Annotated in this window: 12 protein-coding genes; 9 read left to right on the top strand and 3 right to left on the bottom strand. The window is 67.8% G+C overall.

What is annotated here, in order from left to right:
• Positions 1-119: 119 nt before the first annotated feature.
• From VQ067_RS17890 to VQ067_RS17880, 3 genes are all read right to left on the bottom strand, one after another.
• On the bottom strand, positions 120-2,075 hold the full coding sequence (locus VQ067_RS17890; protein ID WP_003109961.1) for an ATP-binding protein: 1,956 nt from the start codon (positions 2,073-2,075) through the stop codon (positions 120-122).
• The gene (locus VQ067_RS17885; protein ID WP_003132907.1) at positions 2,072-2,830 is read right to left on the bottom strand and encodes a hypothetical protein; all 759 of its coding nucleotides are present in this window, start codon (positions 2,828-2,830) and stop codon (positions 2,072-2,074) included. The genes VQ067_RS17890 and VQ067_RS17885 overlap by 4 nt, the downstream gene beginning before the upstream one ends.
• A gap of 171 nt (positions 2,831-3,001) precedes the next feature.
• Positions 3,002-5,110, bottom strand: a complete 2,109-nt coding sequence (locus VQ067_RS17880; RefSeq protein ID WP_019485660.1) for a TonB-dependent receptor plug domain-containing protein — start codon at positions 5,108-5,110, stop codon at positions 3,002-3,004.
• Between the two features lie 150 nt (positions 5,111-5,260).
• Between VQ067_RS17880 and VQ067_RS17875 the strand changes: the two genes are divergently transcribed.
• From VQ067_RS17875 to VQ067_RS17835, 9 genes are all read left to right on the top strand, one after another.
• Positions 5,261-6,283 (top strand): NAD(P)H-dependent glycerol-3-phosphate dehydrogenase, encoded by a 1,023-nt coding sequence (locus VQ067_RS17875; protein ID WP_003087482.1) that lies wholly within the window; start codon positions 5,261-5,263, stop codon positions 6,281-6,283.
• A 13-nt stretch (positions 6,284-6,296) separates the two neighbouring features.
• Positions 6,297-6,638: a DUF4389 domain-containing protein gene (locus tag VQ067_RS17870; protein ID WP_003097882.1), complete on the top strand. Its 342-nt coding sequence runs from the start codon at positions 6,297-6,299 to the stop codon at positions 6,636-6,638.
• Positions 6,635-7,099, top strand: coding sequence for a phosphohistidine phosphatase SixA (gene sixA, locus VQ067_RS17865; RefSeq protein ID WP_003117751.1), 465 nt, complete (start codon positions 6,635-6,637; stop codon positions 7,097-7,099). Before VQ067_RS17870 ends, sixA begins: the two co-directional genes overlap by 4 nt.
• 126 nt (positions 7,100-7,225) lie before the next feature.
• Positions 7,226-8,893, top strand: a complete 1,668-nt coding sequence (locus VQ067_RS17860; RefSeq protein ID WP_003087486.1) for an AMP-binding protein — start codon at positions 7,226-7,228, stop codon at positions 8,891-8,893.
• Between the two features lie 52 nt (positions 8,894-8,945).
• Positions 8,946-9,383, top strand: coding sequence for a hotdog fold thioesterase (locus VQ067_RS17855; RefSeq protein WP_023106751.1), 438 nt, complete (start codon positions 8,946-8,948; stop codon positions 9,381-9,383).
• Between the two features lie 57 nt (positions 9,384-9,440).
• Positions 9,441-10,265, top strand: a complete 825-nt coding sequence (locus tag VQ067_RS17850; protein ID WP_033990471.1) for an AraC family transcriptional regulator — start codon at positions 9,441-9,443, stop codon at positions 10,263-10,265.
• Between the two features lie 40 nt (positions 10,266-10,305).
• Positions 10,306-10,947, top strand: coding sequence for a LysE family translocator (locus VQ067_RS17845; protein WP_023126228.1), 642 nt, complete (start codon positions 10,306-10,308; stop codon positions 10,945-10,947).
• A 101-nt stretch (positions 10,948-11,048) separates the two neighbouring features.
• Complete coding sequence (locus tag VQ067_RS17840; RefSeq protein WP_003087496.1) at positions 11,049-11,861, top strand: alpha/beta fold hydrolase; 813 nt, start codon at positions 11,049-11,051, stop codon at positions 11,859-11,861.
• Positions 11,858-12,718 carry an alpha/beta fold hydrolase gene (locus VQ067_RS17835; protein WP_033990473.1) on the top strand — a complete coding sequence of 287 codons (861 nt, stop codon included), beginning with the start codon at positions 11,858-11,860 and terminating at the stop codon, positions 12,716-12,718. The genes VQ067_RS17840 and VQ067_RS17835 overlap by 4 nt, the downstream gene beginning before the upstream one ends.
• Positions 12,719-12,796 lie beyond the last annotated feature (78 nt).

Raw genomic sequence — 12,796 nt, 5'->3', positions numbered from 1 at the left:
TTGTATCGGCGTCGCAGCGGCAGCCTAGTCATAGACTGTTGCGTTGCGGTGAAAGTCACAGTGTCCGGCGAACAGATGTTCACTTTATTCCCGCGTCCGCTTGCCGCCCTTGTCGTAGATCATTCCGGCTCCCCTCGTCCGGTTTCGTTCGACGTCACGGGGAGTTCCGGCTGCGAGCCGATCCAGCGTTGCAGTATGCGTTGCAATTCCGCCCGTTTGAATGGCTTGGCCAGGTAATCGTTCATTCCCGCCTGCAGGCAGTTCTCCCGATCGCCCTGCAGGGCGTTGGCGGTCAGGGCGATGATCGGTACCCGCCGGCCGTTCTCCTGGGCCCTGATTTCCCGTGTCGCCGAGTAGCCGTCGAGCACCGGCAGGCGGCAGTCCATCAGGATCGCGTCGTAGCGCTGGCGCTCGGCGCTGCGTACCGCCTGGATACCGTCGGCGACCAGGGTGACGCGATAGCCGAGGCTGCGCAACATGGCTTCTATGACTGTCTGGTTCACCGGATTGTCCTCGACCAGGAGGATTTCCTGACCGGCGGCAATCGGGGCGGCGTCGCCAGCGGCCTGCTGCCGGTGCGCCGGCGACTGCTGGAAGGGCAGCGGAATCTCCAGGGTGAAGGTCGATCCCGAGCCTTCCTTGCTCTCTGCCTGCAGGGTGCCGCCCATCCGTTCCGCCAGGGTCCTGGCGATCGCCAGGCCGAGCCCGGTGCCGCCGTAGCGCCGGGAAATCGACGAATCCGCCTGCTGGAAGGCGTCGAACATATGTTCCAGGCGTTCCGGCGAGATGCCGATGCCGCTGTCGTGCACCGCGCAGGTCAGCCACAGTACGTCGTGATCGAGCGCCTGCCACTCCAGGCTGAGATGGATGGCGCCTTCCTCGGTGAATTTCAGCGCATTACCCAGCAGATTCACCAGGATCTGTCGGATACGCGTCGGATCGCCGCAGACCTCGATATTCTCCAGGCCGGCCTGGATCTGCAATTCCAGCGCCAGTCCGCGTTGCTGGGCGCTGTGCTGGAACACCAGGGCGGAGCCTTGCACCAGTTCCAGCAGGTTGAAGGGAATGCACTCCAGTTCCAGCGCGCCGCGTTCGATCCTTGAGAAATCGAGAATGTCGTTGATGACCTTCAGCAGGTGTTCGGTGGACTCGGTGGCCAGCGCCGTGTACTCGGCCTGTTCGCGGGTCTGCTCGGTGGTTTCCAGCAGTTGCAGCATGCCCAGCACGCCGTTCATCGGGGTGCGAAGCTCGTGGCTCATCATCGCCAGGAAGTCGGACTTCGCCCGGTTCGCCTGCTCCGCTTCCTCGCGGGCGCTGATCAATTGGCCGATCGCCTGTTCCTGTTCCCGGCTCGCGCGGTCCAGCCCGCTGGCGAGATTGTTGATGTGACGGGCCAGGTCGCCGATCTCGCCGTCGTCGAGGATCGGCAGGCTGGTCTTGTAGTCGCCGCTCTGGATCGCCTCGACCGCCTGGCCCATGGTGCTGATCGGCGCCGACAGGCGCTGCGCCAGGCGGCGCGCGACGAGGAAGGTGAGGATCAGGGCGAAGGCGGCCAGCAGGGCGGCCTTCAGGAGGATTTCCTGTTGCCGCTGGCTGAAGGCGTCGTTGGACATGCCGACCACCACCCGGCCGAGGTAGTCCTCGCCGGACTGGCCGTCGCCTTCGCTGGCGCCGTCCAGCAGCGGGTCGCTGGCCAGGGCGATGCGCTGGCGCTGGATGGTGGAGTGGAAGATGTCGATCGGCGCGGCGTTCTGCAACGCGCCGGACAACTGTTCGACGTACACCAGGATATTGTCGTTGCGGTCGCGTACCTCGATGAAGCGCACATGCGGGGTGTCGAGGGTGGCCTGCAGCAGCTTCTGCAGCACGGGCGTGTTGCCGGCGATCACGCCGTATTCGGCGGCCGGCGCCAACTGGTCGGCGATCAACTGGCCGGTATGGGTCAGTTCCTGGCGCAGGTCCTGCAGGCGCGAGTAGGTGAAGTAGGCGGTGAGCAACAGGGTCAGCAGCAGCGCCGGGCCCAGGCTGATCGCCAGCATGCGGGTACGGATGTCCCAGCCGTGGCGCTGGCTCATGGTTCTTCTCCTTCGGCGAGGCGCCGGCCGAGGTCGGCGTCGCTGGCCAGGTCGATACCCAGGGAACGGGCTACCTGCCGATTGCCGAGCACCTTGAAATGCCCTGGATAGAGGCTGAGGGGCCAGTGCCTGGGCGCCTGGCCGAGCAGTTCGTCGAGGGTGTCCAGCCAGTCCTCCTGGTCGCTGTAGCTGCTCGCCAGGCTGCCGGCCTTGACGAAGGCAGCGGTGGGTCCGAGCAGCGCGCGGTTCTTGGCGTAGCTGCCGAGCAGCAGGCTCTTGATGCTCTGCGAGTTGTACAGCTGTTTGTCGTCGATGCCGAGCAGCAGGTCACTATTGCCGAGCAGGAACTGCAGCGGGCGCGGGTCGTCGTTGCCGCTGCTGCTGGCGACGAATAGCTCGAGCCCCTGGCTGCGGGCCTCGCGACGAAGCTCGTCGAGGAGGAATTCGCTGTCCTTGCCGTAGAGCACGCCGATGCGCTGGATGCCCGGCAGGATCAGGCGCGCCAGGCGGAGCTGGCGGGCCGCCGGCGGGTCGCTCCAGAGTACGCAGAGCCCTCCGACGCCGTGTCCGCCATGCCCGTTGGCGCCTGGCAGCAGGCGCTGGCCATCGACCCGGTTGAGCAGCAGCGCCAGGGTCGGTGGCGCCCGGTGCTGGCGCAGGCGCCAGGCCAGGGCCTCGGGGCCGAGCAGGAGCAGGCGGGTGTCGTCGTTGAAGACCATCCCCTCCGCCAGGGCCGCGGGCGTGCGCAGTTCCACCTGGTCCTGCGGCCGTCGCTGCGACAGGGCGTCGCGAAAGGCGTTCACCGCGGCCCCCTGGTTGGCGCTGACCAGGACCAGTTGCGCGGCCTCGCCGACATGCGCGAGACAGCAGACGACGAGCGCGAGCAGCGCCTGGAAAGCCCGACGGGCGGGGCGCAAGCGACGCATCTAGAATGTCACCTCGGCGCTGAAGTAGAGCAGGTGGCGGCTGTCGTAGCGGTTGTCGGGAAAAGTCAGCGGTTGGTCGTCGAGACGCTGTTGGAGCACGCCGGCCAATTCCAGGGCGGCCTTGCCCAGGGGAATGCGCTTGGCCAGGCGCAGGTCGACGCGTTCGAAACGATGTCCATTGAGCGAATCGTCGCCGTAATAGAAGAGGGCGCTGGACCAGCCTTGGCCCCAGTCGCGCATCCAGCCGGCCGAGCCGCCGTGGCGGGCGGTCAGGCGCCGGTCGTAGCGACTGGTGGCGTCGTAGTCGAGATAGGCGTAGGTGGCGCGCAGGCGGTCGCGCAGGCCCAGGCGCCAGTCGAGCTGGCCTTCCGCGCCGGAGAAGCGGATGCGATCGCCATTGTCCGGACTGAAGTCGACGACGCTGAGCGGATCGCTGATCAGTCCGGTGATTTCCTCGTGGAACAGGCGTACATCCACGGCCAGCCCGGTCTCGCGGAAAAAACCGTTGTAGCCGATCTCGCGCGAACGGGTGTGTTCCTTGCCCAGGTCGCCGGGGCCGTGGGCGCTGGCGAAGTAGTAGGCTTCGCTCTGCCCGTAGGGCGCCGGTGTCAGGTGGCGGACCCGGTAGCGCCAGTCGACGTCGTTTTCGTACATGCCCGGCGACCGCACCGCCTCCGAATAGACCGCGCGCAGACTGTGCTGGGGGTTGAACAGGTAGTTCACCGCCAGCCGCGGGCTGAACGAGCTGCCGGAGCCCTCGACGTCTTCGAGCATCCCGCCGCCCTGCAGCAGCCAGTGTTCGCCGGCATGCCACTCCAACTGGCTGAACAGCCGCCAGATCTGGCTGCTGACCCTGCCGCCGTAGAAGGTCTCGGAGTTTGCCTGGTCGTAGCGGTAGCTCAGGCCGTTCAGCAGGCGCAGGTTGTCGCCCAGGCTGAGGGTGTCCTGCATCTCCAGGTCGTAGCGGCTTTCCCGGATGTTGCGGTCGACCCGTCCGCAGACCGGGCGCAGTCCGCCGTTGCGTAGCTGGTCGAGGACCTGGGTCGCCAGTTGCAGCTCCTGGGGGCTGCCGGGCGGCAGCCGGGTAGGGTCGTCGGCGAACCTGCGCAGGTAGTCCGGGTTCAGTTCCCAGAGTTGCGCCAGTTGCGGGCTGAAGGCGATGCCCGCCTCGCAGGCGTTCCATTCCTGCCGGCGCTCCCAGTGCTGCGCGTAGCCTTGTATATAGAAGCTGTGGCGTGGGTCGAGGTCGACGTTCCAGCGCAGCGAACCGGCATAGTCGTGGGCGAGCGTATCGGAGTTGTCGACGTCGTCGGGAACCTGGGGAAACGGCGAGCGGTAGGCGTAGGGGTGCTGGTTCGAGCCTTCCTTGGCCGCCAGTTGCCACTCCAGGCTCTGGTTCGGCGCCAGGCTGTGGCTGGCGTTGAGGTTGAAGCGGCTGAGCCGGCGGCCGTCGCGCAGGGCGTGACCGTCGAGGTCGTGGTCGAAGCCGTCGTCTTCCTGGCCGGACAGCGACAGGCGGAAGTCGCTGTCTTCCAGGGCGATGCTCTGGCTGGTGTACCAGTCGCGGATGCCGCGCTGGCCTGCGGTGTATTTCAGGCGCGTGCCGGGCGACTCCCCGGGGGCCCGGGTGATGATGTTGATCACCCCCATCAATGCGTTGGCGCCGTAGCTGACGGTATTCGGACCGCGGAACACTTCGATCCGCTCGACATCCTCGAGGGCCAGCGGCAGGTCGCTCCAGTCGACGCTGGCGAGGCCCGGGCGGTACACCGAGCGACCGTCGATCAGTACTTGCAGGCGCCGCGCCCCCGACATGCTGGTGCCGTGGTAGTTGACCGTGGGCTGGTTGCCGGACAGGTAGCCGACCATCATGCCCGGGACCAGGCGCATCAGTTCGGGAATGTCGCGGGCGCCGCTGGCGACGATCAGCTCGCGGTCGAGCACGCTGATGCTGCCGGGAACTTCCGCCGGGGATTGTTTCAGGCGTGTCGCGGTCAATACTTCGGGAACGCCGCTGGGATCGTTGAACAGGTCGGCGGCCGCGAGCTTGCTGCCGAACAGCAGGGCCAGCAGGGTCAGGGAGACGGGAGCACGCGAAGCGATGGGCACGGAACGACCTTGTTCTCGATAGGTATTGTCTGGCCCGGGCATGGTAAACGAGGCGCGGGCTTTTGCCAGCGCCGGCGTCAAGACTGGTCGGCCGGCTGGCCGACCGTATAATGGCGTGATTGCCGCGTGGCGGCCAGAAATGGATGAATCATGACAGAGCAGCAACCGATTGCCGTGCTCGGCGGCGGCAGTTTCGGCACCGCCATCGCCAACCTGCTGGCCGAGAACGGCCAGGCGGTCCGCCAGTGGATGCGCGACCCGGAACAGGCCGAGGCGATCCGCACACGACGCGAGAACCCGCGCTACCTGAAAGGGGTCAAGGTGCATCCCGGAGTCGAGCCGGTCACCGACCTGGAGCGCACCCTGGCCGATTGCCAACTGATCTTCGTCGCCTTGCCCTCCAGCGCCCTGCGCAAGGTGCTGCAACCACACCAGGCGGCATTGACGGACAAGCTGCTGGTGAGCCTGACCAAGGGCATCGAGGCGCACACCTTCAAGCTGATGAGTGAGATCCTCGAGGAAATCGCCCCGCAAGCCCGCATCGGGGTGATTTCCGGCCCGAACCTGGCGCGCGAGATCGCAGAGCACGAGCTGACCGCCACGGTGGTCGCCAGCGAGGACGACGAGCTGTGCGCCCGCGTCCAGGCGGCCCTGCACGGCCGCACCTTCCGCGTCTACGCCAGCCGCGACCGCTTCGGCGTGGAACTCGGCGGTGCGCTGAAGAACGTCTACGCGATCATGGCCGGCCTGGCCGCGGCGATGGACATGGGCGAGAACACCCGCAGCATGCTGATTACCCGGGCGCTGGCGGAAATGACCCGGTTCGCCGTCAAGCTCGGTGCCAACCCGATGACCTTTCTCGGCCTCGCCGGCGTCGGCGACCTGATCGTCACCTGTTCCTCGCCGAAGAGCCGCAACTACCAGGTCGGCCACGCCCTCGGCGAGGGGCTCAGCCTGGAGGAGGCGGTATCGCGCATGGGCGAGACCGCGGAGGGTGTGAACACTCTCAAGGTACTCAAGGAAAAGTCCGACGAGATGCAGGTGTACATGCCGCTGGTCGCCGGTCTCCATGCGATCCTCTTCGAAGGCCGCACCCTGGCGCAGGTCATCCAGCTGCTGATGCGCGGCGAGCCGAAGACCGACGTCGATTTCATTCCCACCACCGGCTTCTGACGAGGAGACCGCCATGTCCGCAGACCCGCAAGCACGCGAATCGATCGCCATCCGCATCCTCTGGATGCTGCTGTTCGTCCTGGTCTGGCAGGTCGCCGAACTGCTCCTCGGGGCGGTGGTGGTGATCCAGCTGGTCTACCGACTGATCTACGGCGCGCCGAACGGCAGCCTGATGGCTTTCGGCGATAGCCTCAGCCAGTACCTGGCGCAGATCGGCCGTTTCGGTACCTTCCACAGCGACGAGAAACCCTGGCCGTTCGCCGACTGGCCGAGCGCCCGCGCCGCCGAGGGCGAGGCCGCCCACAGCGTGCCGCCCGCCGCGCACCCGGCGCGCGACGAAGAGCCGAAGTTGTGAAGCTCTGGCTGTTGCGCCACGGCGAGGCCGAGCCGCACGCCAGCCGGGACTCCGAGCGGCGCCTGACCGCCCATGGACGCAAGGAAGTGCTGCAGAGCGCCGCGCGGCTGGCCGGGTTGCCGCTGGACGGGATTCTCGCCAGCCCCTACGTGCGCGCCCAGCAGACCGCCGAGCTGGTGCGCGAGGCACTGGGCCTGGTCGAGCCGGTCGGCACCGCGCCCTGGTTGACCCCCGACGACGATCCGCGCGAGGTGCTCGGTTTCCTCGACGAGCGCAGCGAGCGCAATCTCCTGCTGGTCAGCCACCAGCCCCTGGTCGGAGCGCTGGGCGGTCTGCTGGTGCATGGCAACCGGCGTGATCCGTTGCCGATGAGCACTGCCTCGCTGGCCGAGCTGGAAGGCGACTTCGCCGCCGCCGGGCTGATGACCCTGGTCTCGCTGCATCACCCGCGGCACGGCTAGGAAGCGCCTGGCGCAACGACTACAAACCGAAACATTTCCCGGCTTGCCTGCGGTTGGCTGTGATGGAATATTCGACCAAGCAAGTGCTTGGTCGATCTCCCAGAACAACAACAACGGAGGCGGTACGTGGTCACTGCAAATCGTCTGCCGCTCGAAGTCTTCTTCGAGCGCGAAAAGCGTCATCCGCAACGGCGTTACCTGGTGCAGCCCATCGGTGGCGGCCGGGTCGAGGAGCTGAGCTGGGGCGAGGTGGGCGACCAGGCGCGGCGTGCAGCCGCCTGGTTGCGCAGCCTGGATCTCCCCGCCGGCAGCCGTATCGCGATCATCTCGAAGAACTGTGCGCACTGGATCGTCACTGACCTGGCGATCTGGATGGCCGGGCACGTTTCCGTCCCCCTCTATCCCAATCTCACCGCCGAGTCGGCGCGCCAGGTGCTGGAGCATTCCGAGTCGGCGGTGGTCTTCGTCGGCAAGCTCGACGATTGGCCGGCGATGGCGCCCGGAGTCCCCGAGGGCATACCGACCGTGGCCATGCCGTTGCACCCGGAAGGGCGTTTCGACCGCCAGTGGAGCGACCTGCAGGCCTGCGCGCCGCTCGAAGGCGACACGCCGACCGCCGCCGAGCAACTCGCCACCCTGATCTACACCTCCGGAACCACCGGCGTGCCCAAGGGGGTGATGCACAACTTCAGCAGTTTCGCCTTCGCCGCCAGCCGCGGCGTGGAACTGTTCGGCACTCGCGAAGACGACCGGATGCTCTCGTACCTGCCGCTGTGCCACGTGGCGGAGCGGATGTTCGTCGAGATGGGGTCGCTCTACGGGGGAACCACGGTGTTCTTCGCCGAAAGCCTGGACACCTTCGTCGAGGACATGAAGCGTGCGCGGCCGACCCTGCTGTTCGGCGTGCCGCGCATCTGGACCAAGTTCCAGATGGGGGTGTATTCGAAGATGCCGGCGCAGAAGCTCGACCGCCTGCTGAAGCTGCCGATCCTCGGCCGCATCGTCGGTCGCAAGGTGCTCGCCGGGCTAGGCCTGGACGCGGTGCGCTACGCGCTCTGTGGCGCGGCGCCGGTACCCGAGGCGCTGCTGCTCTGGTATCGCCGCCTGGGCCTGGACGTGCTCGAGGTCTACGGGATGACCGAGAACAGCGGCTACTCCCACGTCTGCCGGCCCGGCCGGCAGAAGACCGGCTGGATCGGCCAGAACAGCCCCGGCGTCGAGGTACGCATCAGCGACGAGGGCGAGGTGCAGGTGCGTAGCGGCGCGACCATGGTCGGCTACTACAAGGAGCCGGAGAAGACCGCCGAGGTGCTCACCGCCGACGGTTTCCTGCGCACCGGCGACAAGGGCGAGCAGGACGCCGACGGCAACCTGCGCCTGACCGGGCGGATGAAGGAAATCTTCAAGACCAGCAAGGGCAAGTACGTGGCGCCGGCGCCGATCGAGAACCGCCTGGCGGTGCACGATCGCATCGAGCAGGTCTGCGTGGTCGGCGAGGGCCTCAGCGCGCCGCTGGGGCTCTGCGTGCTCTCCGAGGTCGGTCGCCGGGAGGCCCTCAACGGTACCCGCGGGGCGCTGGAAAGCAGCCTGCGGGCGCACCTGGAACAGGTCAACGGTGCGCTCGACAAGCACGAGCGCCTGGTCGGCCTGGTCCTGGTGCAGGAAACCTGGGCGGTGGACAACGGTTTCCTCACGCCGACCTTGAAGATCAAGCGCAATATGGTGGAAGGTGCCTATGGCTCGCGCTTCCACGAATGGGTGGAACGCCGCGAGGCCGTGCTCTGGCACGAATGACTCCCACCGACGGGAAGCCCTTCCGGGCTTCCCCCTTGCGCAAGGAATTCCCATGAGCCTCTGGCGACAAACGCCCGACCTGGAGCAACTGAACGCCTCGCAGAAGAACAGCATCGGCGACCTGCTTGGCATCCGCTTCGAAGCCTGCGACGACGAGTCGCTGACCGCCAGCATGCCGGTCGACTCGCGTACCCACCAGCCGTTCGGCCTGCTGCATGGCGGCGCCTCGGTGGTCCTCGCGGAAAGCCTGGGCTCGATGGCCAGCTACCTGTGCGTCGACACCAGCCAGTACTACTGCGTCGGCCTGGAAGTGAACGCCAACCACCTGCGCGGCCTGCGCAGCGGCCGGGTCACCGCGGTGGCCAGGGCGATCCACCTGGGGCGTACCACCCATGTCTGGGACATTCGCCTCAGTGGCGACGACGGCAAGCCGAGCTGCATCGCCCGCCTGACCATGGCGGTGGTGCCGCTGGCGGGCAGGGCGGGCTGAGCGCGGTCCGCAATTTTGTCCAAGATCGTTCCGTCCCGCTGGCGGTAGAGTAGCGGGATGGAGCAGATCACCCATCTCAGCAGCGGGATTCCCGGCGTACGCCTGATCGACGCCGAGCACAACCGCTTTTCCTTTCCCCGGCACTTCCACCTGGAGTACCACATCGGCTTGCTGTTGCAGGGCCGGCATCGCTATGCCGCCGGCGGCGAACGGCGCCTGGCCGAGGCCGGCGACGCGTTGCTGATGGCGCCGGAAAGCATCCACGACGGCAGCAGCGCCGGCGAGGAGGGCTACCGTATCCGCGTCCTGGCACTCGATGCCGACTGGCTGGAGCGCGCCAGCCGCGACTTCAGCGACGGCCGCCGGGGGGCGCCGCGCCTGACCAGCAGCCTGGTCCGCGACGAGCGCCTGCAGCAGCGCCTGCGCCAGTTGCACCTGGGCATGCTCGGCGGCGCGGCGGCGCTGGAGAACCGTCTGGCCCTGGAAGACCATCTCTGGCAGGCGCTGGCCTGTCTGCTCAGCCTGGGTAGCAGCCTGCGCCTGGAGGAGGGTGACCGGCAAGGCTTCGGCCGGCGCGACTGGACGCGGCTGCGCGACTGGCTGGAGTCGCGCCTGGAATACCCGCCGAGCCTGGAGGAACTGGCCGCCTTCTGCGGCCTGAGCCCCTGGCAGGCGCTGCGGCGCTTCCGCCGTCACTGTGGCCTGCCGCCCCACCAGTGGCTGACCCAACTGCGTCTGGAGCGCGCCTTGCCGCTGGTACTGCGCGGCGAGCAGCCGTTGAGCCAGGTGGCTCAGCAGTTCGGTTTCTACGACCAGGCGCACTTCAGCCGTCTGTTCCGTCGCACCTACGGGTTACCGCCCGCGCGCCTGCGCCAGCGCTGAATCGCGTTTTCCTTTCCGATCCCTTTTTCGTGGAGTAGCCATGCAGGAATTGTCTGTCTTGCTGACCCTGGCGGCGGTGTTCGCCGTCGCCCTGGTCAGCCCTGGTCCCGATGTCGCCCTGGTGGTGCGCACGTCCCTGCACCAGGGGCGGCGGGCCGGCCTGGCCAGCGCGCTGGGGCTGGCCTGCGGGATTCTCCTGCATACCACCCTGGTGCTGACCGGCGTGTCGCTGCTGCTCAGCCGTACGCCTGTGCTGTTCGCCATCCTGCAGGCGCTCGGCGCGCTGTACCTGGCCTGGCTCGGCGTCGGCGCGCTGCGTGCCTGGCTGCGGCGCGGCGACGGCCAGCCGGGCCGGCTCGACGGGGCGCTGCCGCCGTCGCCCCTCGGGCCCTGGCTGCGCGGGGTGGCGACTAATCTGTTCAATCCCAAGGCGCTGGTGTTCTTCATCGCCTTGCTCGGCAGCCTGATTCCCGCGCAGATGTCGCTCGGCGGCAAGCTGGCGGTGGCGACGCTGCTGTTCGGCATGGGCGCCTGCTGGTTCGGCCTGCTCAGCCTGACCCTTACCCGCCCGGCCCTGCAGGCCCGCCTGTTGCGCGCGGTGCCCTGGCTGGACGCGGCCTGCGGGGTGGTGTTCCTGCTGGTGGCGGCGGCGATCCTCGAGCATCTCGTCCGCTCTGCCTGAGGTTTTGGCCGCTTCGCCGTGCAAGGCAGCCGGCAAAGCCATTGCCGCCTCGGCGAGGCTGCCGGAGAATCCCTGGCATCAGCCCTGTCGAGACGTCGCGCATGTCGCAATCGGTTTTCTTCGCCCACGCCAACGGCTTCCCGTCGGCTACCTACGCCAAGCTGTTCGAGGCGTTGGCGCCGGAGTACCGGGTGGATCACCTGGAAATGCACGGGCACGACCCGCGTTTCCCGGTGAACGACAACTGGGACAACCTGGTGGACGAACTGCTGCACCATCTCGCCAGCCTGGAACAGCCGGTCTGGGGCGTCGGCCATTCCCTCGGTGGCGTGCTGCACTACCACGCGGCGCTGCGCCGGCCGGAACTCTACCGCGGCGTGGTGATGCTCGATTCGCCGGTGCTGACCCTCGCCGACCGCCTGGTGATCCGTGCCGCCAAGCGCTTCGGCTTCATCGACCGGATCACTCCGGCCGGGCGCACCCTGGGGCGTCGCGAGGCGTTCCCCGACCTGGAAGAGGCGCGGGCCTACTTCTCCGGCAAGGCGCTGTTCCGCCGTTTCGACCCCGACTGCCTGGAGGCCTACGTACGCCATGGGCTGGCCGACAGCGGCGGCGGTTCCGGCCTGCGCCTGCGCTTCGATCCGGCCACCGAGATCAGCATCTACCGCAGCGTGCCGCACAGCAGTCCGGGGCGTGCGCGGCAGTTGCAGGTGCCGCTGGCGATGGTGCGCGGGCGGCACAGCAAGGTGGTGTTGCCGCACCACACCCGGCTGATCCGGGCGATGCCGCGCGGCGAGTTCATGTCGCTGCCCGGCGGCCACATGTTCCCGCTGGAGCGCCCGCGAGAAACCGCCGAACTGCTGAAAGGCGTGTTCGATCGCTGGTCGCGGGCGACCGAGGAGCGTTCGGCATGAGCCTGCAGGTCGAGGAAGTACGCATCAGCCTGCCGCACATCGAACTGGCCGCGCATCTGTTCGGTCCGCCGGACGGCAAGCCGGTGATCGCCCTGCATGGCTGGCTGGACAACGCCATGAGCTTCTCGCGCCTGGCGCCGAAGCTCGCCGGGCTGCGTATCGTCGCCCTTGACTTCGCCGGCCACGGGCATTCCGCGCATCGTGCCGAGGGTGCCAGCTACCTGCTCTGGGACTACGCGCTGGACGTGCTGATGGTGGCCGAGCAACTGGGCTGGGGGCGGTTTTCCCTGTTGGGGCACTCGATGGGCGCCATCGTCTCGGTGCTGCTCGCCGGGGCCTTGCCCGAGCGCATCGAGCGGCTGGCGTTGATCGATGGCCTGATTCCCTACACTGGCGAAGCCGACAAGGCGCCGCAGAAGCTCGGCGAAGCGCTGAAGGCGCAACTGGCGCTACGCCACAAGCGCAAGCCGGTCTATGCCGAGCTGGAAAAAGCCGTGGAAGCGCGGATGCGCGGGGTCGGCGAGATCTCCCGGGAGGCCGCCGAACTGCTCGCCCAGCGCGGCCTGGAACCGGTGCCCGGCGGCTATACCTGGCGCACCGACGCGCGCCTGACCCTACCGTCGCCGCTGCGCCTGACCCAGGCCCACGCGCTGAACTTCGTGCGCAGCGTGGAGTGCCCGGTCAGCCTGGTACTGGCCGAGCAGGGCATGCTGGCGGTGGAGCCGCGCATGCGGGCGCTGCTGGAGACCCTGCCGTTCGAGCGGCACCACCTGCCGGGCGGGCATCACCTGCATCTGGACGACGAGGCCGGGGCGCAGGCGGTGGCCAGGGTCTTCGCGGCCTTCTTCGCGCGCTGAAACACCGGCTTGCCGTTGTTTCCTTGACTATTCCGGGTCCAGCCGTAAGGCTGGACGGATCGTTACGGAGAGTCACCG

Source organism: Pseudomonas sp. KBN12P06040, from assembly GCF_037574965.1.
Lineage (GTDB): Bacteria > Pseudomonadota > Gammaproteobacteria > Pseudomonadales > Pseudomonadaceae > Pseudomonas > Pseudomonas aeruginosa.
Note: the sequence above shows the minus strand (reverse complement) of the source record. Positions and strands in the feature narration are given on the sequence as shown.

Coding starts and splice junctions, on each gene's coding strand:
- VQ067_RS17890 (WP_003109961.1), bottom strand. CDS start 2,075: ATGAGCCAGCGCCACGGCTGGGACATCCGTACCCGCATGCTGGCGATC.
- VQ067_RS17875 (WP_003087482.1), top strand. CDS start 5,261: ATGACAGAGCAGCAACCGATTGCCGTGCTCGGCGGCGGCAGTTTCGGC.
- VQ067_RS17850 (WP_033990471.1), top strand. CDS start 9,441: ATGGAGCAGATCACCCATCTCAGCAGCGGGATTCCCGGCGTACGCCTG.
- VQ067_RS17840 (WP_003087496.1), top strand. CDS start 11,049: ATGTCGCAATCGGTTTTCTTCGCCCACGCCAACGGCTTCCCGTCGGCT.
- VQ067_RS17835 (WP_033990473.1), top strand. CDS start 11,858: ATGAGCCTGCAGGTCGAGGAAGTACGCATCAGCCTGCCGCACATCGAA.
- VQ067_RS17855 (WP_023106751.1), top strand. CDS start 8,946: ATGAGCCTCTGGCGACAAACGCCCGACCTGGAGCAACTGAACGCCTCG.
- VQ067_RS17870 (WP_003097882.1), top strand. CDS start 6,297: ATGTCCGCAGACCCGCAAGCACGCGAATCGATCGCCATCCGCATCCTC.
- VQ067_RS17845 (WP_023126228.1), top strand. CDS start 10,306: ATGCAGGAATTGTCTGTCTTGCTGACCCTGGCGGCGGTGTTCGCCGTC.